This is a genomic window from Natrialba asiatica DSM 12278, from assembly GCF_000337555.1.
GTDB lineage: Archaea > Halobacteriota > Halobacteria > Halobacteriales > Natrialbaceae > Natrialba > Natrialba asiatica.
In genome coordinates this window covers 40,229-60,736 of record NZ_AOIO01000033.1, presented here as the reverse complement: position 1 = coordinate 60,736, position 20,508 = coordinate 40,229, and the positions used below count along the sequence as shown (strand labels likewise).

The 20,508-nt window shown below is 65.6% G+C and carries 14 protein-coding genes and 1 pseudogene; 6 read left to right on the top strand and 9 right to left on the bottom strand.

Annotated elements, in window-relative coordinates; translation table 11 throughout:
• Nucleotides 1-12: 12 nt before the first annotated feature.
• Nucleotides 13-1,002 (bottom strand): NAD-dependent epimerase/dehydratase family protein, encoded by a 990-nt coding sequence (locus tag C481_RS14460; protein ID WP_006109993.1) that lies wholly within the window; start codon nt 1,000-1,002, stop codon nt 13-15.
• A gap of 315 nt (nt 1,003-1,317) precedes the next feature.
• Between C481_RS14460 and C481_RS14455 the strand changes: the two genes are divergently transcribed.
• The 3 genes from C481_RS14455 to C481_RS14445 all read left to right on the top strand — a co-directional run bounded on the left by C481_RS14455 (nt 1,318) and on the right by C481_RS14445 (nt 3,862).
• Entirely contained in the window at nt 1,318-2,313 is a 996-nt protein-coding gene (locus tag C481_RS14455; protein WP_006109991.1) for a hypothetical protein, read from the top strand.
• 18 nt (nt 2,314-2,331) lie between these two features.
• Nucleotides 2,332-2,991, top strand: coding sequence for a hypothetical protein (locus C481_RS14450; RefSeq protein WP_241434690.1), 660 nt, complete (start codon nt 2,332-2,334; stop codon nt 2,989-2,991).
• A 253-nt stretch (nt 2,992-3,244) separates the two neighbouring features.
• Nucleotides 3,245-3,862 (top strand): peroxidase-related enzyme, encoded by a 618-nt coding sequence (locus tag C481_RS14445; RefSeq protein ID WP_006109988.1) that lies wholly within the window; start codon nt 3,245-3,247, stop codon nt 3,860-3,862.
• Nucleotides 3,863-3,916: 54 nt separating this feature from the next.
• On the opposite strand, the gene gltB is transcribed toward C481_RS14445, so the two are convergent.
• The gene (gltB, locus tag C481_RS14440) at nt 3,917-8,476 is read right to left on the bottom strand and encodes a glutamate synthase large subunit (RefSeq protein ID WP_006109987.1); all 4,560 of its coding nucleotides are present in this window, start codon (nt 8,474-8,476) and stop codon (nt 3,917-3,919) included.
• A gap of 434 nt (nt 8,477-8,910) precedes the next feature.
• The gene (gene proS, locus C481_RS14435; RefSeq protein ID WP_006109986.1) at nt 8,911-10,392 is read right to left on the bottom strand and encodes a proline--tRNA ligase; all 1,482 of its coding nucleotides are present in this window, start codon (nt 10,390-10,392) and stop codon (nt 8,911-8,913) included.
• Nucleotides 10,393-10,510: 118 nt separating this feature from the next.
• On the opposite strand from proS, the gene C481_RS22250 reads away from it, so the two are divergent.
• Together C481_RS22250 and C481_RS14425 are read left to right on the top strand one after the other, a co-directional pair.
• Nucleotides 10,511-10,759: a hypothetical protein gene (locus tag C481_RS22250; protein WP_006109985.1), complete on the top strand. Its 249-nt coding sequence runs from the start codon at nt 10,511-10,513 to the stop codon at nt 10,757-10,759.
• A 99-nt stretch (nt 10,760-10,858) separates the two neighbouring features.
• Nucleotides 10,859-11,830 (top strand): quinone oxidoreductase family protein, encoded by a 972-nt coding sequence (locus C481_RS14425; RefSeq protein WP_006109984.1) that lies wholly within the window; start codon nt 10,859-10,861, stop codon nt 11,828-11,830.
• Between the two features lie 645 nt (nt 11,831-12,475).
• On the opposite strand, the pseudogene C481_RS14420 reads toward C481_RS14425, so the two are convergent.
• From C481_RS14420 to C481_RS22725, 6 genes and pseudogenes are all read right to left on the bottom strand, one after another.
• A pseudogene (locus tag C481_RS14420) lies at nt 12,476-12,998 on the bottom strand (8-oxo-dGTP diphosphatase).
• 73 nt (nt 12,999-13,071) lie between these two features.
• Nucleotides 13,072-14,076: an ornithine cyclodeaminase family protein gene (locus C481_RS14415; RefSeq protein ID WP_006109982.1), complete on the bottom strand. Its 1,005-nt coding sequence runs from the start codon at nt 14,074-14,076 to the stop codon at nt 13,072-13,074.
• 80 nt (nt 14,077-14,156) lie between these two features.
• Nucleotides 14,157-15,509 carry an aminotransferase family protein gene (locus C481_RS14410; protein ID WP_006109981.1) on the bottom strand — a complete coding sequence of 451 codons (1,353 nt, stop codon included), beginning with the start codon at nt 15,507-15,509 and terminating at the stop codon, nt 14,157-14,159.
• A 140-nt stretch (nt 15,510-15,649) separates the two neighbouring features.
• On the bottom strand, nt 15,650-16,930 hold the full coding sequence (locus tag C481_RS14405) for an MFS transporter (RefSeq protein WP_006109980.1): 1,281 nt from the start codon (nt 16,928-16,930) through the stop codon (nt 15,650-15,652).
• Between the two features lie 104 nt (nt 16,931-17,034).
• Nucleotides 17,035-18,678 carry a thiamine pyrophosphate-binding protein gene (locus tag C481_RS14400; RefSeq protein WP_006109979.1) on the bottom strand — a complete coding sequence of 548 codons (1,644 nt, stop codon included), beginning with the start codon at nt 18,676-18,678 and terminating at the stop codon, nt 17,035-17,037.
• Between the two features lie 140 nt (nt 18,679-18,818).
• Nucleotides 18,819-19,202 (bottom strand): hypothetical protein, encoded by a 384-nt coding sequence (locus tag C481_RS22725; RefSeq protein WP_006109978.1) that lies wholly within the window; start codon nt 19,200-19,202, stop codon nt 18,819-18,821.
• 802 nt (nt 19,203-20,004) lie between these two features.
• Between C481_RS22725 and C481_RS14390 the strand changes: the two genes are divergently transcribed.
• Nucleotides 20,005-20,436, top strand: a complete 432-nt coding sequence (locus C481_RS14390) for an SWIM zinc finger family protein (RefSeq protein WP_006109977.1) — start codon at nt 20,005-20,007, stop codon at nt 20,434-20,436.
• Nucleotides 20,437-20,508 lie beyond the last annotated feature (72 nt).

The following is a 20,508-nucleotide window of genomic DNA, read 5'->3' as shown; positions in this document are numbered from 1 at the left end:
TACTCGGCAGTGTCAGACCGTATCGAGAATTTCTAGAACTCGCGCTTCGGCGTCGCGGTCCGGCCCGTTCTCGCGTCCCGTCCGGTCGCTTGCGAGGTGGTCCGCAACGGATTGATCCATCGCCGTTTCGGGGGGTGTCGACTCCCAGCCGAGGTCGGCGAGTTTCGCCGTCGAGAGGACGTGCGGGTACTCGCGATAGAGCGGATAGTCAGCGAGTTCGATCTCTGCGGCGGCGAGTTCGCGCGGGCCGGCGTGGACGATGTCGACGGTCGTCTCCAGCGCGTCGGCGATCAGATCGATCATCTCTTCTATCGTGACGAGGCGGCGGTCGCCGACGTTGTACGCCTCGCCGGCCGCGCCGCGTTCGGCGACGAGTCGGAGCGCGCTGGCAACGTCGTCAACGTAGGCGCGGTGCCAGATGTTGGTGCCGTCCCCCGGGATGAGAATGCGGTCGAAGCGATTCACGCGGTCGATCCAGAAGTCGAGGCGTGCGGTGTAGTCGTGTGGACCGTACACGATGCAGGGACGAACGGACATGGCGTTTACGCCGCGCTCGGCAGCGGCTGCGATCGCACGATCACCCTCGGCTTTGCGCTTGCCGTAGGTCGCCGTGGTGTCGTCGGTCGCTTCCTCCCGAGTACAGGGCTCGAGCGGCGTCTCGTTTTCCCGCTTGGGGATGTCCTCGCGGCCGTAGGCTGCGCCGCTCGAGACGTAGACGTAGGCCGCACAGTCCGCGAAGATCCGCGTCGCCGCCTGGACGTCTCTTGGCTGGTAGGCGACGCAGTCGAAGACGGCGGCGGGATCGGCGGTCATTACCGCGGCTTCGAGCGCGGAGTCGTTCGTCCGGTCGCCTTCGATGTGATCGACGCGGTCCTCGTCGACGAAGGGGTTTTCGTGCGTGCCACGATTGAGAAGCGTCACGTCGTAGCCGTGGTCGAGCAGGTCGGACACGAGCTGTCGGCCGATAAAGCGCGTCCCACCGATGACGAGTGCGCTGTCCATACGTGATCCACTCGAGGATGGCGGAAAACGATAGCGGAACGGTCCGTCTCGGGCGCGAGCGGGAGTCGTTGGCGGGCTACGAGCCGACAGGAGGGATGCACGCTTACGCGCGCTCAGGATTTATCCGCACGATCTGCATAGCACCGCCGACGGACGGACTGCAGTCGGCGGACGCATGCGTCGCACGGTGACGGACGACCGGAATTCAGTTCCGTTTCACACGATCGAGACCCATGAACGACCGCAACGAACGCCGACACCGACGGACGGACGAACAGGAGCGCCCGACCACGGACCGAGACGAGCGCCCAGCTCGTGAGGAGTACCGACGCCGGGTACGGGACCTTCAACCGCGGCAAGAACAGAGCCGCTGGCCGCGGGATGACGAGCGCCGCCAGTCATCGAACCGACGTGACCGACAGGAACGAGGTCGGTTCGGAGAACGACGCCCTCGCGGCGATATTCGGCAGTACGAACAGGGGCGAACGCGGTCGTCGGATTCGGACCGCAACCGCTCCCGCTATCGCTCTCAGAGCGACCATCGACGAGGGTTCGAAACGGATATTCACGACGCAGATTCGCTCGAGTACGGCGGTGAAGCCCGCCACGACCGGCAGGGAGAGACTGACCGCGGCCGGCGAGAAGGCCGACGACAGGAACGTCCTCGGGAGACCACACGACAGCGACAGCCCCGGCGACGATCACAACAACGGCGATTCCAGCAGCCGCGCCAGCAGCCTCCCCAACAGTCACAGCGCTCGAGGCAGTCGGAACCGCGGGAACGAGACCAACCACGTGGGCACCGCCAACCCCCACAACAGCCACCGCAACAACAGCGACAGCGACGGATGCCCGAGAACGAGCCGGGTCGTCACCCGGAGCCGGCGGGCCGATCGGCCCAGCACGGCCAGTCTCGACGGCTGGATCAGCACAGCCAGTTCGAAACGAACGTTCAAGACGCGGACTCGCTCGAATACGGCGGTGAGGCCCGACAGCCGGACCGCTCCCACAAAGGGGGCCGGGACCGAGTTCGCGGCGATCAAGGGACCGATCGACGGGCTCGCTCCCGACAGTGCGATCAGCGCCGACAACAACCCGAGTCACAGCACCAGCGGAGTCACCACCCCCAACCCGAGCCACGACAGCGACGCGTCGGTGGACACGATGACCCCCCTCAGCGTCGCAGCCACCGAGCCCAACCCGAGTTCAGTACGAGTGAGTCGAGCCGATCCCATCGTGCACAGCCACAGGAGCACCGACGGCGGTCCCCGGACTCGGAACCGGACCGCCGAGGGCGCAATCGGTCGGTGACACGGCGAGAGCAGCCGGGTGCCCCCGACGACAGACTGCAGGGAAACCGCCCGCAGAATACTCGACGGAGGGAACAGGGACAGGCGACGGCGGGCCGGCACCGGCGTAGCCAGGGGGTCCGGGAGTCGACGTCGCAACAGCAGCCCGAGCCAGAACCTCGGCGAAAAGGTGACGAGCGCCGGCATCAAGGAGCGGAACGGCACAGTCAGGAGCCAGGCCGAACTCGTCGACTGCCGAACCGAGAGTCGGAGTGGGAATCGGATCGAGTACCGGAGCGAGGGAGCGATCGGGAAGGACGTCAGGAACGCACCCGAGGACAGAGACAGGCGAAAGGACAGCACCGAGAGCGGCGCCAGTCACGGGAACCGCCGGAGGAACGGCGATCCCGGCGCGAGCCGGCGGCAACGTCCGATCCGCAGCGGCGACCACACCCACAGCGCAGTCAACTGGACCGTCGAAGCAGGAGACGAGACGCCCGCTCACTCGACGACGGCGATCGCTCGGGATCGGAGACGGAAACTGCGCCGCAGAACCAGTCCGGCGGCGGGCTCCAGTACCGGCAGGCGGGACACCGATCGGAGCGAGGGCACTGGACCGACACGTCGGATCGGGAGCCGCGCGGGGACGATGAGCACGGAAGAAATACGAGCAGTGATCGGGACGCAACCAGCGATATGAGCAACCGACGCCACGTCCACGAACGGGATCCCGTTGGCGACCGGGACGAAGACCGCGACGAGAGACGATCCGGATAGCCGGACCGGTCGCTGCTGGCTAGCGAATCCGTTTTTCTTCACGGAACGCCGTACCGAGCGCACGAGGAGCGAGTTCAGATTTCCGTCGCGGTATCCTCCGTAGCAGTACCCAGCGATGCGGACGAGTGGGCGGACAGGGCCCGTGAGTTATTATCCCGACGTGTGAACTGGCAGGTATGGCAGACACCGACGACACCGATTCGGCGACGGACGCAACACCGACGCTCGCGGACGACGCGATGGCAAACTTTCCCGTCCCCGACTTCGCGGCTCTTCCAGAGGACCTCCGGGAGCGGATCGAAGCCGAAACCGAGGAGGCCGGGTTCACGCCGAACGTCTTCTCGGCGTTCGCGTACAAGCCGTCGCACTTCCGGGCGTTCTTCCAGTACCACGACGCGCTCGTCGAGGACGCGGCGCTCGAGCGCGAGGAAATCGAGCTGATCGTCGTCGCCGTCTCCGGCGTCAACCACTGCTATTACTGTAACGTCGCCCACGGCGCACTCGTCCGCATCTACGCCGATGATCCACAACTGGCGGACCAGCTCGTCGCGAACTACCGAACGGCGGATATCAACGAGACTCACCGCACGATGCTCGACGTCGCCGTGACGCTCACCGAGCGCCCGACCGAGGTCGAACGCGCCGACCTCGAACGACTCCGCGATGCCGGCTTTAGCGAGGAGGCAATATGGGATATCGCCGCCGTAACGGCGTTCTACAACCTGAGCAATCGGATGGCGATGTTCGCGGAGATGCGCCCGAACGACGAGTTCCACACGCTCGGCCGCGACTGATCCGAGCCGCAAACTGACGGTGACGGCGGAACCGATCGTTCGGCGCGGGATGGGCTAGTCGTCGCTCGCAGCGAATCCGGTCGACTCGGCCTCGAGTTCGGTCTCGGCCATTCCCGGCAGTTCGCCGCGGACGTCGTCCGATCCCTGCTCGGTGATGGCCTCGCGGTAGGCCTCGGGCATGACCTTCACGAACGCATCGAGGGCGCGTTCCCAGTCGTCGAGCAGGTCCGCGCCGCGGTCGGAGCCCGTGTAGGCGACGTGGTTCTCGACGAGTCGCCGCAGCATCTCCTCGTCTTCTTCCTCTAGGTCCTCGTGGAGCGTCGCCATCCCGGTGTTCGCCCTGGCGGCGAACTCGCCGTCGGGGTCGTAGACGTAGGCGACGCCGCCTGACATGCCGGCCGCGAAGTTCGTCCCGGTTTCGCCGAGGACGGCGACGACGCCGCCGGTCATGTACTCGCAGCCGTGGTCGCCGACGCCCTCGACGACGGCCTTGGCACCGGAGTTGCGGACGGCGAAGCGCTCGCCCGCGACGCCGTTGATGTAACACTGCCCGTCGGTCGCGCCGTAGAGTGCGACGTTGCCGATCGCGATGTTCTCGGTCGGATCGTAACTCGCCCTGTCGGGCGTCCGAACGGTGAGTTTGCCGCCGGAGAGGCCCTTGCCGACGTAGTCGTTCGCGCTGCCGTTCAGGTGCAGTGAGACCCCGCTCGCCAGGAACGCACCGAAGCTCTGGCCGGCGGTCCCCTCGAGATCGACCGTGATCGTGTCCTCCGGCAGGCCGGCCTCGCCGTAGCGGCTCGTAACCCGGTTCGAGAGCATCGCCCCGACCGCGCGGTCGACGTTCGTCACGTCCGCCGAGAGCGCGACCGGTTCACCGCCATCGAGCGCGTCCGCGGCGGCGTCGATGAACTCGTAGTCGAGTTGCGCATCGAGTTCGTGATCTTGCTCGCGGATCTTCCGGCGGACGTCGCCGGCGGGTTCGGCCAGCACGGCCGAGAGGTCGACGGAGCGGGCTTTCGGATGGTCGACGGTGTCGCGCTGGGCGAGCGCGTCCGCCCGCCCGATCATCTCGTCGACGGTCTCGAACCCTAACTCGGCCATGATCTCGCGCAGTTCCTGGGCGATGAACGTCATGTAGTTGATGACGTGTTCGGGTTCGCCGGGGAACCGCTCGCGCAGGTCCTCGCGCTGGGTGGCGACGCCGACCGGGCAGGTGTTCTTGTGACACTGGCGGGCCATCACGCAGCCCGAGGTGACGAGCGAGGCGGTGCCGAAGACGTACTCCTCGGCACCGAGCAGGGCGGCGACGGCCACGTCGCGGCCGGTCTTCATCCCGCCGTCGGCGGAGACGCGGATGCGGTCGCGCAGGCCGGTTGCACTGAGCATCTGGTTCGCCTCGGCGAGGCCGAGTTCCCACGGGAGGCCGGCGCTCTTGATCGACGTGCGCGGCGAGGCACCCGTGCCGCCGGAGTGGCCCGAGATGTGGACCACGTCGGCGTTTGCCTTCGCGACGCCGGCGGCGACCGTGCCGATGCCGGCCTCGGAGACGAGTTTGACGTTGATGTCCGCCTCCTCGTTTGCCGCCTTCAGATCGAAGATCAGCTGTTTCAGGTCCTCGATGGAGTAGATGTCGTGCAGCGGCGGCGGGGAGATGAGGCCGACGCCCGGGGTCGACTTGCGGACGTGGGCGATCATCTCGTTTACCTTCTCGCCGGGGAGGTGACCGCCCTCGCCGGGCTTTGACCCCTGGGCCATCTTGATCTGGAGTTCGTCGGCCGACGAGAGGTACGTCGAGGTGACGCCGAAGCGGCCCGAGGCGACCTGCTTGACGTTGCACTCGCGCTCGGTGTCGAACCGCTCCGGCGGCTCGCCGCCCTCGCCCGTGTTGCTCTTGCCCCCGATCCGATTCATCGCGATCGAGTTGTTCTCGTGGGCCTCCGGCGAGAGCGAACCGAGGCTCATCGCGGCCGTCGAGAACCGCTCGACGATGTCCGTCACCGGTTCGACTTCCTCGACCGGAATCGGCTCGCGGTCGGAATCGAACTCGAGCAGGCCCCGAAGCGTCTGGAGGTTCTCGTTCTGATCGTTGATCAGCTCGGCGAACTCCCGGTACCGCTCGTAGTCGTTCGAGCGAACCGCCTGCTGGAGCGTGCCGACCGTTTCCGGATTCCACTGGTGAGTGAGACCGTCGGAGCGGTGTTCGTACTCGCCGTGGCGGTCGAGTTCAGTCTCGTCGTCCGCTGCGAAGGCGGTCGCGTGGCGCTCCCGGAGGTCCGCTTCGATCTCCGCGAGCCCGATCCCCTCGGTCCGGTTCTCGGTGCCCGCGAAGAACTCGTCGACGAGATCGGAGTCGAGGCCGACGGCTTCGAAGATCTGAGCACCCTGGTAGCTCTCGACGGTCGAGATGCCCATCTTCGCCATGACCTTCAAAAGGCCGTTCTCGAGCGCGCCGACGTAGGCGTCGATGGCGGCCTCGGTGTCCGCCCCGTCCGGGCCGGCCGTGAGATCGGCGATCGTCTGGGTGGCCAGGTACGGGTTGACCGCGCCGGCACCGTAGCCGACGAGCGTCGAGAGCTGGTGGACGGTGCGGGGTTCGCCGGACTCGACGACGAGGCCGACGTGGTTGCGAAGCCCGTTTCGAACGAGGTGGTGGTGGACGCCGCCCGTCGCGAGCAGGCTCGGAATCGCGACGCGCTCGGCGTCGACGTTGCGATCCGAGAGGACGAGCACGTCGTGGTCCGCCTCGATCGCCGCGACGGCGTCCTCGCGAACGCGTTCGATCGCCGCGTCGAGGTCCGAGCCGAACTCGTCGCTCGTCGGTTCGTAGGTGATGTCGATCGTTGCGGCCGTAATGCCGTTCGTCGAGCAGTCCCGGATCGCCCCGAGTTCGGCGTCGGTCAGCACGGGCGAGTCGAGGACGAGTTGGCGGGCGTGGGCGGGCGATTCGTCGAGGAGGTTGCGCTGGAAGCCCAGGCGGCTCTCGAGGCTCGTCACCAGTTCCTCGCGGATGTAGTCGAGCGGCGGGTTGGTGACCTGGGCGAACAGCTGCTTGAAGTACGAAAAGAGCGGGCGGTTGAACTCGGTGAGGACGGACAGCGGCGTGTCGTCGCCCATCGAGCCGACGGGGTCTTTCCCCTTCGCGGTCATCGGCTCGAGCAGGTTCTCGAGTTCGTCGTGGGTGTAGCCGAAGGCGGCCTGCCGGGCTCGCAGGTTCGAGACGGGCCGTTGGGGACTGTTGTCGCCAGTCGACTGGATTTCGGGCAGGCGAACCTGCTCCCGATCGACCCACTCGCCGTAGCGGTCGTCGGTGAGGTCGTCGAAGACCTCCTCGTCCGGGATGACCTGTCCCTCGTTCGGGTCGGCGAGGAAGAGTTGGCCCGGCTTGAGGCGGCCGCGTTCTTCGATCTCCTCGGGATCGGTGTCGAGGGCGCCGGCCTCGCTCGCCATGACGAGGCGGTTGTCCGTCGTCACGTCGTACCGGCAGGGACGGAGGCCGTTGCGGTCGAGGACGGCTCCGACGCGGTCGCCGTCGGTCGCGGCGACGAGCGCGGGACCGTCCCAGGGCTCGACCAGCGAGGCGTGAAAGTCGTACCAGTCCCTGCGGTCCTCGTCCATCGCGTCGTCCCCGCGCCAGGCCTCGGGGACGAGCATCCGCAGGGCGTGTGCCAGGTCGCGCCCGTCCTGCAACAGGAGTTCGAGCGCGTTGTCGACGCTCGCCGTGTCGGACTGGTCGGGATCGTCGATGATCGGCTTGACGGCCTCCAAATCGTCGAGAACGTCGCTCTCGATGTCCGTCTCCCGCGCGCGCATCCAGTTAATGTTCCCCTTGATCGTGTTGAACTCGCCGTTGTGGATGACGTTCCGGTAGGGGTGGGCGAGGTGCCAAGCTCCGAGCGTGTTCGTCGAGAACCGCTCGTGAACCATCACGAACGTCGATTCGAGGCGCTCGTCGGTGAGATCGGGGTAGTAGGTGGCGACCTGCTCGCCCTTGAGCAGGCCCTTGTAGACGAGCGTCTGCGAGTCGAGCGAACAGACGTAAAACCGCTCTTTCCCGTCGATATCCGCCTCATCGACCGCATTTTCGAGCGCGCGACGGGCCACGTAGAGCCGTCGGTTGAACTCGTCGCCCGTCACGTCGTCCGTGGGAGCGACGACGACCTGCCAGACGTCGGGCTCGGATTCGAGCGCCGTCGCACCGAGGTCGGCGTTGTTCGTCGGCACGTCACGCCACGCGAGCACGTCGAGGTCGTAGGTTCCGAAGGTATCTTCGAGCAGAGAGACGAGTGCAGCGCGGGCGTCGTCGTCGGTCGGCAAAAAGAGCGAGCCGACGGCGTAGGCTCCCGGAGCAGGAAGATCGACGTCGAGTTCACCGTCGAAGAACGCATGTGGTGTTTGGAGCATAATCCCCGCACCGTCGCCGGTGTCGGGTTCCGCGCCGGTCGTCCCGCGGTGTTCGAGATTGACGAGAAGGTCGAGTCCGTCGGCGACGACGTCGTGGCTCGATCCCCCATCGAGGTCCATGACGACGCCGACGCCGCAGTTCGACCGCGCGTCAGCAGGGTCCGAAAGTCCCTGCGAACGCTCGGCGGATGCTTCGCTGTGTGGCTGTGGCATACCACTGCATACCGAGACGGCCTATAAGAGGATAATCCATAATGACTAAGTGTATTATAAACACATATAATGTAGTATAAGGTGTATTATTCACGAAATCGTGATGCTGCTCGTCCGCGTGGCCGACTGTGCGATCTGGAACTCGGGACAAAACATTCGCTTCAACGGAGCGATTGTACCGTTCGACTCGGGAAAAGTGTCAGAGGCACGTAGTGCTCACCCACCAGAGTGAACACCACACTCACGAGTTCACACGCTACCGGTAAGCACTCTTGGGTTAAATCATTAGGTCTCAAAATCTGATACGTCGACGCCCGGTGGAACGCCGGGTTCGAGGGTTCGAACAGCGGCTTCGGAACCCGATTCTGAACTCGATCGCGACGGAGACGAGCGAGAGCGGCGCGAGCTACGAGCGGGTTGCGATCGGTGATCCGTTAGTAAGACTTCGCGAAGTAGGCGATTTCGTCGGCGGGTTCGCCACAGACACCGCACTCGTCGCGGTCCGGTTCGGGGACCTCGCCGGCCGTCGTTCCGCCCTCGTCTTCGAGCGGTTGCATGACGATTTCGGCGGCGATTTTCTCCTTGATAGCCTCCTCGCAGGCCTCGTCGCCACACCACGGCGTCTTGACGTAGCCGCCGTGTTTGCCGAGCGTGCCGAGGATGTCTTCGGGGCTGTGGGCTTCGCGGATGTTGTTTTCGAGGTTTTCCTCGGCGGCGTCGTACAGTTTGTCGAAGATGTCGTCGAGGTGCTCGTCGACGGTTTCGACGATGCCGTCGCGGTCCGCGACGCTCTCCTCGTTGTCCGGCCGGTGAACCAGCGTGACCTCCTCGTCTTCGACCTCGTAGGGGCCGATCTCGAGTCGGAGGGGAACGCCGTTGAGTTCGTGTTCGTTGAACTTGAAGCCGGGATTGCGCTCGTCGCGGTCGTCGAGTTCGACGCGGAAGCCGGCGTCCTCGAGTTCGTCGGCGATGTTCTCGGAGTACTCGAGGACGTCGTCTTTGGTCTCTTCTTGCCAGATGGGGACGATGGCGACCTGCGTGGGTGCGACGGTCGGCGGGAGCACGAGGCCCTGGTCGTCGGAGTGGGTCATGATGAGCGCGCCGAGTGCACGCCAGGAGAGGCCCCACGAGGTCGTGTAGGCGGTCTGTTCGTCCTCGTCTTCGTCGACGAAGGTGATGTCGAACGCCTCGGCGAAACTTTGCCCGAGGTTGTGACTCGTCCCGCCCTGAACGGACTTGCCGTCGGGCATCAGCGCTTCGACCGTCGTCGTGGTGTCGGCACCGGGGAACTTGTCGTGTTCGGGTTTTTTCCCGCGGAGGACCGGAATCGCGAGCACGTCCTCGTAGACGCGTTCGTACTGCCCCAGACGGGTCCAGACCTCGTCCCAGGCTCCGTCGTCGGACGCGTGGGCGGTGTGGCCTTCCTGCCACATGAACTCCTTCGTCCGGAAGAACGGCTTCGTCTCGGTGGCCTCCCACCGAACGACGGAACACCACTGATTCAGCCGCAGCGGCAGGTCGCGGTGACTGCGCGTCCAGTCGGCCATAAAGGGCGCGATGATCGACTCGCTCGTCGGTCGCACCGCGAGCCGTTCCTCGAGTTCGTCGTGGCCGCCGTGGGTGACCCAGGCGACCTCGGGATCGAAGCCTTCGACGATGTCTTTCTCGCGTTCCAGAAAGCTCTCGGGGATGAACAGCGGGAAGTAGACGTTGTCGACGCCGGTCTCTTTGAACCAGCCGTCGAGTGCGTCCTGAATGGCTTCCCAGAGGGCGTAGCCGCGGGGTTTCGTGACGATGAACCCGCCCATGGGTGCGTAGTCCGCGAGGTTCGCCTTCTGGACGACCTCGGCGTACCACTCACCGGGTTTGTGCGATTTCGACTCGGTGATGCCGAGTTCCTGACTTTCGTTGCTCATACGAGTTCCTTTGCGACCGGGGAAATAAATCCGCAGTGTTTGGCGAGCGCCGTCGATCGACTATCGTCGGGGCGCTCTCACCGCTTTATCAGCGGGCACACCGGCTGGCCTGTATCACATGGCGACGGCGGACGGGCCGGACGGCTCCGTCGACCTCCCGCAGTTCGACCGCGACGAGCACTGCCACGACTACGGCACGCTCGGCGAGAACTGGTACTGGCAGGGAGGCGGAAACGACGAAGAGCGCGAGTTCGAGTGGAAGACGCGCCGCGGCCCGTCCGGCGACACCGGCGACGTGTGGGAGCGCGGCTCCAATCACGGCCGGACGGATCTCCACCCGTCTCATCAGGGCTGGGCAGACGAGTAACGCTTGCCGTCCAGCAACGGGTGAATTGCCGCCGACAACGGTTGGTTGGTTCCTTCCGGTTCTCGCCCCTTTATGCGGTCGTGTTACGAATGTACGAGTATGCGAGCGATTGAAGTAACAACATACGGCGACAGCGATCAGCTCGAGCAAATCGACGCCGATCTGCCCGAACCGGACGCCGGGGAGGTCCGGATCGAGATCGAAGCCGCGGGCATCAACTTCGCGGACATCATGCAGCGCCGCGGCGCGTATCCCGGCGGTCCGGAAACCCCCTACGTTCCCGGCATGGAAGCCGCAGGGACGGTCGACGCGACCGGCGAGGGCGTCGACCTGAACGAGGGCGACCGCGTCGTCGCGATGCTCGACACCGGCGGCTACGCCGAGTACGCCACGGCCAACGCGCAGATGCTCTTTCCGATTCCGGAGGGCATGAGCTTCGAGGAAGCCGCCGGTTTCCCCGTCCAGTTCCTCACCGCCCACAGCTGTCTGTTCGAGTGGGGCGGCCTCGAAGACGGCGAGACGGTACTGATCCAGGCCGCAGCGGGCGGCGTCGGCACCGCCGCCGTCCAACTCGCCTCGAACGCGGGCGCGGAGGTCTTCGGCACCGCGAGCACGCAGGCAAAACTCGATCTCGCCGCCGAACTCGGCTGCGATCACCCGATCAACTACACGGAGACGGACTTCCGCGAGGTCGTCGAGGAGGAGACCGACGGCGAAGGCGTCGACCTCGTCCTCGAATCCGTCGGCGACGACGTCTTCGAGCGCAGCCTCGACGCGATGACCCACTTCGGGCGCATGGTCACCTACGGCGTCGCGAGCGGCGTTCCCGCCAGCGCGGAGAACCGCCGACTCCTCTTCGAGAACAAGACCGTTTCCGGCTTCCACCTCGGGCAGGCCTCCTACCACGACCCCGAGAGGATCATGAAAGCCGTCCCAGATCTGACGGAGGGCCTGACGAGCGGCGATCTCGAGGTTATCCTCGGCGAGGACTTCGCACTCGAGGATGCAGCCGAGGCCCACCAATACATCGAGGACCGCAAGAGTTCGGGAAAGGTCGTGTTGAAGCCCTGACGTGCGGTGACCGATAACTCACTGAAGTGAGTGGTCAGAAGTTGGAACTGTAGAGCGAAGAGCGAGGTGGGAGGCCGGAGGGCGGACGTAGGGCGTGAAAGAAACTCAAAAAATCGACCCCCGTCGCGGCGACCGTCATCCATTCGAGTTCGGGACGACTCCTCTCCCGTTTCGGTCGTGTTGCTGTCAAAGACAGCCTGTAAAGCAGCGGACGACGCGGGTAACTACCATCGAGCTTCGTCGGAAGATCGTCTGCGATACCGGCGCTCCGCGGCTACAACGGACCTCACAAAGTGCTTTGGGGTCGTCTCGGTCTCTCCGAGAGCGGCTCTATTGAACTCTCGTCGACGCGGTGCGGTGGACTCCTCAGCGACACGTACGGGCAATCTTATTCCAACGAACACAGTGTAATAGATATGGACGAAATCGTCTTGTTATTCATCAAAACCATTGAGTTGATTTTCGATCTTGTAGAAACGATCTATCGACGGTTCTTTGCTGACGAGATAGATGACGACAAACAAGCTCAATCAGGGATTGACGACGTTCAATAAGCGCGTGTAGCAAATGTCCATTCCGCACGACGGCACAGCTGAAGAAACAGATTTCAACGAAGTTGGTTGACGGAAACGAGTTCAAGCCGGTTCAGTCGCTCTCTGCCGCACGAAACGACGCGTCCCACTCGAGTTCGTGATCGACGAACTCGGCCTCGTCCAGCGGCCGCCCGCCCGCGAACCTGAACTCGCCGGCGACGGTCTTTCCTTCGAGCACTCCCGGAAGCCAGAGCCGGTCGTCCTCCCACATCTGGTCGTAGGGGACTTCGTCGATCGGAACCCACTCGGGACGGGCTTCGTCGGAGGCTGTCTCTTATACACATCTCTGATGGNTGAACCGCGTCGTCGAGCAGGAACGCGAGTTCGCCCGCCTTCTCGAGGGCCGCGGGATCGAGTTCGAGTCCGACTTCCTCTCGCATCTCGCGGACGGCGCACTCGCGCGGCGTTTCGTCGCCTTCGAGTTTCCCGCCAGGGCCGTTGTACCAGCCCTCGCCGAGGCCGCGGCGTTTTTCGATCAGGAGGACCTCGTCGGTGGCATTCGGCGCACCAGCCGCATCGTCGGGCCGTCCATCCCCGCGACCGCGAAGCACGAAACAGAGCGTCGCCTCGATCATACGAACTCGTTTGGCGACCAGTTACTAAAGCCAGCCGAACCGGTATCGCTGCGGATCGGCGTCGGCCGCCGACCTACGGCCGCTTCCCAGTCAGCGCCTCGCTCGCCGGTGCGAACGAGATCGTCGAGCCCGCGCCCGCCGCTTTTGCGCGTTCGTACAGCATGTGCGCTGCGGCGACGGTTTCGATGCCCGTCCCGCCGCTGTCGAAAACAGTGATCTCGTCGTCTCCCCTCCGACCGGGTGCGGTTCCGGCGACGACCTCGCCGAGTTCAGCGTGGATGTGGTCCTCGGTGACGGCGCCCGCCTCGAGCGCGGCGAGGAACGAGCCCGCGTCGTAGGTGGCACGCTCGCGGAGGTCCGGCACGTAGGTGGCCCGTTCGACCGTCGTCGTATCGAGTTCACGCTTGCCCTCCTGATACTGACCCATCGCCGTGACGTGGGTCCCGGGATCGAGGTCGGTGCCGTCGAAGACCGGGTCGCTGGCGCTGGTCGCCGTGATGACCACGTCCGCACCGTCGATCGCCGCCGCACTCGAGTCGACGGCCGCGACGTCGGCGTCGAGCGCCTCGTCGAACTCGTCGGCGAACGCCGTCCGGCTCTCCCGGGTCGGCGAGTAGACGCGAACGTCGCTGAACTCGCGGACGGTCGCGGTGGCGTGGACCTGGCCGCGGGCCTGCGGGCCGCTGCCGATGACGGCGAGCGTCGCGGCGTCGTCTCGAGCGAGTTCGTCGACGGCGACGGCCCCGGCGGCTCCCGTCTTGAACGGGTTCATGCTCGCGCCGTCGAGGAGGGCGAGGGGCTCGCCGCTCTCGGCGTCGAAAAGCGGCGTCACGAACCAGCCGTCGCCGGAGCCGAAGCCGGCACCGTACATGTAGCCGCCCATCGCGCCGGTTTCGGGCAGGAGGGCCGCGTAGCTGGTGAACATCCCCGCGGGGTCCTCGCGGTAGAACTTCTGCCGCGGAAACGCGGGCGCGCCGTTGCCGACCTGTCGGTAGCCGTCCTGGACGGCGTCGACGTAGTCCGCCGGCGATGCAAGGTCGTCGATCTCCTCGCTGGTGAGAAACAGCGTGTCCGTCATGCGTGCTCGTTTCGGCTCGAGCAGGAAAAAGCCGTCACAAGCGGCGAACGCGGTGGGAAAGCGAAACGAGCGGCCGCGTCTCAGAACACCTCGTCGATCGCCGCCTCGAGTTCGGTGAGCGCCGTCTCGATCTCGGTCGCCGTCGCGCACAGCGGCGGCGCGAGCAGGAGCTGCGTGGCCGGACGACCGGTGCCGACGATGACGCCCCGGTCCTCGAGCGCCGCGGCGACGGCCGGCACCGGATTCTCGGGTTCGTCGGCGTTCTCGTCACCGTCCGTATCGTCGACGCGCGGATCGTAAAACGGCTCGCCGGTCGCGGGATCGGCGAACTCGACCGCCCGGAGGTAGCCGCGGCCTCGAACGTCGGCGACGACGTCGGTCCGGGACGCGAGTTCGGCCAGCCCGGTCTCGAGGGCCGGAGCGTTCTCTCGGGCGTTCTCGATGAGTCCGTTGTCGTAGGCCTCGATGGCGGCGAGCCCCGCCGCGCAGCTGACGGGGTGGCCGCCGAAGGTCTGACCGAGGTCGAAGCCCTCCTGCTCGATATCCGCGACGAGTTCGGGTCGCGCCAGGACGCCGGCCAGCGGCGCGTACGAACTCGTGACGCCCTTGGCGAAGGTGAGCAGGTCGGGTTCGACCCCTTCGGTTTCGATGCCGAACCATTCGCCACAGCGGCCGAAGCCGGTGATGACTTCGTCGGCGATCAGGAGGATCTCGTACTCGTCGCAGAGTTCGCGCACGCGCTCGAAGTACCCCGATGGGGCCGTGTACGCGCCGCTCGAGCCCGCGACCGGTTCCATCATGATCGCCGCGATGCTGTCGGGTCCCTCGTTTCGGATGACGAACTCGAGGTGGTCGGCCGCCGCGTCCGCGAGTTCGGCCGGCGTCTCGGCGTCGAACGGCGACCGGTGGGCCATCGGCGGGAGGAACTTCGCCGCGCCGGTCGTGGCGGCGTGGGTTTCGACGAGGTTGCGGGTTTCGGGGTCGCCGGTCAGGCTGCCCGCGCCGTAGGTCGAGCCGTGATAGGAGCGCCAGCGGGTCAGAACCTTCGATGCGCCGGTGTGGTTGCGCGCGAGTTGGACGGCGAGTTCGTTGGCTTCGCTGCCGGTGACCGAGAACAGCGCGTGCGAAAGAGAGGCCGGAGCGAGGTCGACGAGTCGCTCGCCGAGCGCGGCGCGAACGGGCGAGCGTTTCGCGGCGGAGACGTACTGGATCTGCTCGAGTTGTTCGGTCATGCCGTCGATGATCGTTCGGTTACCGTGGCCGGCGTTAACGCAGTAGAGTTGCGAGACGAAGTCAAGGTACGTCGTTCCCGTCTCGTCGACGACCGTCGTGCCGTCGCCGTCCGTAATCGCTAACGCGTCGCTGTCGGGGTCGTACCAGTGGGGTATCGTCGTCGGAACCGCCGTCGATTCGCCCGTGGGTCCTTCTAACATGATAGTGACATCCACTCGGTTCGGGTTAACTGTTGTCCCGCAATTCGACTGGCTTTGATCTTGGAGTTAGATCATCTCACAGCGTTCGAACCACGGTCAACCCGAATCGCGACCGCCCGCGACGCCCGCTTCGTCGCGGGTCAGTTTCGCCGGTCGCCCGTCCTCGAGAGGACGACGGAGAGGAGAGCGCCGGTCGTGGGAAACACTGCCAGGAGAGCGAAGGTTTGCCAGACGGAGATCAGCGAGAGGAGAGCGCCCGCGATCGCAGCGCCGGCGGCACCGACGCCGAAGACGCAGAGGTAGGTGTATCCGTACGAGAGGCCGCGATCCCCCGGCGGACTGTACTCCGCGATCGTCGCCTGGTACATCGGCTGGAGCGAGAACAGCAGAAAGCCGAGCAGGGATCCGATTACCAGTAGTGGGACGAACCCCATCCGTGCGACCGGGACGAACACCACGGCGACGGCGGCGAGCGAGGCGAAGATAACCGTCATCCCGGTCTCAGTTCGGATGCGATCGGTGAGTTTGCCGCCGACGTACTGGCCGGCCATGCCCACCATCAACAGCCCGGCGTAGAGGTACGAGGCCGGATCGAACTCTTCGGCCATCGGGCTGTCGGGGTCGAACAACTGGAGTCGCTCGGCGATGTTCGGCATGAAGTCGCCCAACACGTCGGGCAGGAAGGTCAACGTGCCGCGGTAGAAGAGCCCGTTCATCATGACGACGACCATCGCGATCGTAAAGCCGACCGTAAATAGCGTCCGGCTATCCGCGACGAACTGCGAGAGCGACATCTGCCGGTCGTCCCCTGGGGTGCCGCCGTCCGGCTCCGTCTGCACCGCAGCCGTCTCGTCGAAACTCGCCGTCAGCGCGTAGAGCACGCCGAGCGCGGCCGGCGCGACGAGCAAGGCCGTGACGAGTTCCCAGTCGAAGAACAACAGCAACACCGCCGTCAGCAGCGGCCCGAACGCGATGCCGAAGTTGCCGGCGATGCCGTGATAGGCGAATCCGGTGCCGCGTTGTTCGACGCCGGTCGAGATCAGCGAGAGCCCGGCGGGGTGGTAGATGCTCGCTGCGACGCCCCAGAGACAGAGCGCGGCCGCGATCATCGCGACTCCCTGGGCAGCGCTCAACAGCAAGAACGAGCCGCCCATCCCCGCCAGACAGCCCACCACGAGTTCGCGCGAGCCGAACCGGTCGACCAGGATGCCGGCCGGCAGCGCACCGAGTCCGAACAGCGCGTAGCCGACGGAGACGGCGACCCCGAGAACGGCGGTATTGACGCTGAACTCGGCAAGCCAGATCACCATCAGAATCGGGATCGAGAGCTCGTAGGTGTGAACGACGGCGTGGGCGATCATCACGAACCCGGTGATCGACCTGTCGTTCCCGGTGAGTCGACCCGATTGGGCAGTACTCATACTAGGTTTCACACGCACTGCACGTGGCATAATGGTTGCTAAGCCAGCGATACTGTCCGGACACGCGCCCGTGGCTACCCACTCGACACGCCGGTCTGCACTCGTCAGTCGTTCAGCCAGACGCTCGCCTGTGGTTCGTACGGGTCGGTAGGGATCTCGACCAGCGTCGGGCCGTCGCTGTCGATCGCGCCAGCCACGGTTTCGGTGATCTCCGTCGGGGTCGCGGCCCGCATCGTCTCGAGTCCCATCCCCGACGCGATCGCGTCGAACTCGAGCGGGACGTCCTGCCAGCCGTACTCGCCTTCGTCCATGCGGTAGTTTCGTTCGGCGTCCTCGCTGATGATCGCGTAGTCGCTGTTGGTGAAGACGACGACGGTGACATCGAGGGCTTCGTCCGCGAGCGTGTGGAGTTCGTGGACGCACATCATCAGGCCGCCGTCGCCGACGAGGGCGACGACGGGTTGGTCCGGGTTCGCGGCCTTTGCGCCGATGGCGGAGGGGAGGCTCGATCCCATGGTCGCCCAGGAGCCGGGGTTGACGTAGTCGCGCGGCGCGTACGTTTCGAACGCGACGAGCGCCCAGATCCGAGAGCCGCCGGCGTCGGCGGTGACGACGGCGTCGCGGGGGACGCCGTCCCGAATCGCCTCCAGCGCGCTGACGGACGTGATCGGCGATTCGTCGACCGCGCGGAGATCGTCGAGCCGCCGGTCCACGGCGGTCCTCGTTTCGCGGGCGCGTTCGCGGCCGCCGGTCGCCGCGATCGAGCGCTCGGCGAGTTCAGTATCGAGGGCGGCGAGCGTGCGCCCGGCGTCGGCGACGATGCCGACCGCCGGATCGTATCCCGTGCCGATGTCGGCGGCGTCGAGGGTGACGTGAACGAGGTCGTCGGGAACGTCGATCTCCCAGTGGTGCATCGAGACGGCGTCGAAGTCGGTCCCGACGCCGAGCGCCGCATCGGCGGCGGCGATGTGCTCTTTGACCGCCGTGCCGGTGCCGCCGCAGAGGACGCCGCCGAAGAGGTCGTGATCGTCGGGGAAGACGGCCTTGCCCTTGTAGGTGGGAAAGACCGGTGCCCCGAGCCGTTCGGCGACGGCCTCGAGTTCAGCGCTCGCGTCCGCGGCGCGAACGCCGCCACCGGCGATGATGATCGGGCGCTGCGCTGCTGCGAGGAGGGCTGCGGCGTCGCCGACCGAGTCGTCGGCCGGCGCGGCGGGCGAGTGCGGGTCGGTCTCGCCGGGGTCGGCAAGGGAAGCGTCCATCGGCAGGAAGTTCTTCGGAACGCCGACGCGAACGGGTCCCTTCGGCGGCGTCAGCGCGATATCGATCGCGCGCTGGAGTTCGGCGATCGTACTCTGTGGCGTCTCGACGGTGACGTTCTCCTTGACGACGTTGTCGTACGTGTTCGGCGGCGTTTCGTGGATCCCGTCGCCGCCCCGGACGTCGGGCTCCGTCTCGACAGCCATGTGAACCAGCGGCGTGCAGTCGTTTTTCGCGTTCTTCAGGCCGTTCATCGCGTTCATATCTCCCGGTCCCGGAATGACGACGGTCGCCGCGAGGCCGCCGCTGCTCTCGGCGTAGCCCCACGCCTGGTGCGAAACGGCCGTCTCGTGGCGCGCCATGATGAACTCGATGTCGGTGCGCTCGCTGATCGCCTCGTTCAACGGGAGCGTCTGCTTGCCGGGAATTCCGAACAGCGTATCGATCCCGTTTGCCACCAACCGCTCGATGACGGCCTCGCTGATTCGCATACCGATGGATGTGCCACACGGGAGCGTAAAGGTTGAGGATCATATTCGTTCCGTGGAACGTCTCCCGTTGCTGTCGATCGAAAGGGAGTCTGCGGAGCCGGCGAGTGGCACGAACCAGTAGCGAAGGCCGACCGACACCGTCACGACGGCCGCCGTGGGATGAACGGGCCGAAATCGGCCGTTCGAGCGGCAATCGTCGCGATCCGAAGCGCGTAGCTCAACAGCACGACAAACGGGAGAAAGACGAGGACGACCCCGCCCGCAGCGATCGCAAGCAGCCCGAGCAGTTCGATCAGGTCCTCGAGTGGCTGCGTCTCTTCGAATTCTCCGCTCCACTCCGCTTTGAAGAAGCGAGCAGCATGGTAGTAGTTTCCCTGATGATGTCCGAGAACGGCCGAGAGCGCTTCGAACGTCCCGAATTCGGCCTCGGAGAGCGTCCCCGCGACTGCGTCGCCATCAGCCTCGAGTTCGCGAACGAAGCGTGCAACCCCCTCGCGCTGGCGGGCCGTCGCGTCGGCTGTCATCGATGTCGGAAGCCGTCGCCCCCGATCGACGGTCGCTCGTACGATAACTTTGGAGAAACGCCGCCGACGAGGCCGGACTCACCGTAATGTCGGTCACCCCTCGACGCGGCGCTGGAACTCCGTCATTCGTTCGAAGCGCTCGGTCAGTTCGTTCGGCCAGCCGAGTTCCTGCGAGAGCCACTTCGATAACGCCGGCAAACTGACAGCCGATGACAAGGGCGTACAGCCCACCCGCGAGTATCCCGGCGATCAACAGCCGATTCCCGTCCAGCAAGAGCCAGCGTTTGATCGGCGACTCCCCAGTCGTCTCGTACGTGAGATCGGTCCCCGACTGGCTCTCGAACGACCCAGTGCGCCGTTTCCGGTCCAGATTCCGGTCCCAGTCGATCGTCCATACCGCGTCCAACGACGGCCCCCGAGGAAAGTGTACGCGGCGATTCACCTCCCGCAGTGAACTCGTCAGTACAGTGTCACCCGACGCGTTTGCCGCGCTCGACACATTTTCGAAAACGAAGAAGCGACGACGGAAACTGAACTCGTCGGGGTTGAGCAATCCGAAGCGTTTGCGATGGTCGGCGAGTTCACGACTGAACGAGTAACGGGACGTAACGGAGTGGACTCGCCGGGCGGGCAACTGTAATCCGCGGTCGTAATCAATCGCAGTACGGCGGAGGTGTCGGCGCGTGACCCGATACTGCCCGCACTGCGGTGGTCGGATGATCACCGAAACCTCGACCGGCGGCCTCCCCCGTCGCGTTTGTGAGAACGGACCACACGATCTTCAGGAGGTGTCCCACGGCCGATGAGCGCCTTCCCAGAGCCGACCGACGGCGAGGACATCGACTTCCTCGAGGAACGCGACGCAGACACCGAGTCGTGGGCTCGAGCGGATCCACGCGAGGCGTTGATCGAGTCGTTCAGTCGGTTCGGCTACAAGGTCACGCTCAGAGACGGCGAGAGCGTCCACTACTGTGCGCTCGGCCTCGAGGACGGCGAGTACATCGGTCGATGCGACTGCAAGGGTTGGGAGTACCACGACGGCCCGTGCGCCCATCTCTGCACGCTCCGCAAAGCCGACTTCCTCGAACTGATCGACGTAAAGTCGACCGACGGCAGTCCCGACGACGAACACGAGATGTGCCACGCGACCAACGAGGCGCTCGAGGGTGAGCCACATGATGGGGCGATCGAGAAGACACGACGCCACGAGCGGGAGGCGGAGGTGCGGCCATGACGCGCACGCACACCCGCGCGATAGTCGCCTCCGTAGGCATCCCCGCCCCCCTTGCATACGAACTGCGAAGCC

What these genes read in the sequence shown, in the direction of transcription:
- C481_RS14460 (WP_006109993.1), bottom strand. Translation starts at nt 1,002, where the DNA reads ATGGACAGCGCACTCGTCATCGGTGGGACGCGCTTTATCGGCCGACAG.
- C481_RS14445 (WP_006109988.1), top strand. Translation starts at nt 3,245, where the DNA reads ATGGCAGACACCGACGACACCGATTCGGCGACGGACGCAACACCGACG.
- gltB (WP_006109987.1), bottom strand. Translation starts at nt 8,476, where the DNA reads ATGCCACAGCCACACAGCGAAGCATCCGCCGAGCGTTCGCAGGGACTT.
- proS (WP_006109986.1), bottom strand. Translation starts at nt 10,392, where the DNA reads ATGAGCAACGAAAGTCAGGAACTCGGCATCACCGAGTCGAAATCGCAC.
- C481_RS22250 (WP_006109985.1), top strand. Translation starts at nt 10,511, where the DNA reads ATGGCGACGGCGGACGGGCCGGACGGCTCCGTCGACCTCCCGCAGTTC.
- C481_RS14425 (WP_006109984.1), top strand. Translation starts at nt 10,859, where the DNA reads ATGCGAGCGATTGAAGTAACAACATACGGCGACAGCGATCAGCTCGAG.
- C481_RS14415 (WP_006109982.1), bottom strand. Translation starts at nt 14,076, where the DNA reads ATGACGGACACGCTGTTTCTCACCAGCGAGGAGATCGACGACCTTGCA.
- C481_RS14410 (WP_006109981.1), bottom strand. Translation starts at nt 15,509, where the DNA reads ATGTTAGAAGGACCCACGGGCGAATCGACGGCGGTTCCGACGACGATA.
- C481_RS14405 (WP_006109980.1), bottom strand. Translation starts at nt 16,930, where the DNA reads ATGAGTACTGCCCAATCGGGTCGACTCACCGGGAACGACAGGTCGATC.
- C481_RS14400 (WP_006109979.1), bottom strand. Translation starts at nt 18,678, where the DNA reads ATGCGAATCAGCGAGGCCGTCATCGAGCGGTTGGTGGCAAACGGGATC.
- C481_RS22725 (WP_006109978.1), bottom strand. Translation starts at nt 19,202, where the DNA reads ATGACAGCCGACGCGACGGCCCGCCAGCGCGAGGGGGTTGCACGCTTC.
- C481_RS14390 (WP_006109977.1), top strand. Translation starts at nt 20,005, where the DNA reads ATGAGCGCCTTCCCAGAGCCGACCGACGGCGAGGACATCGACTTCCTC.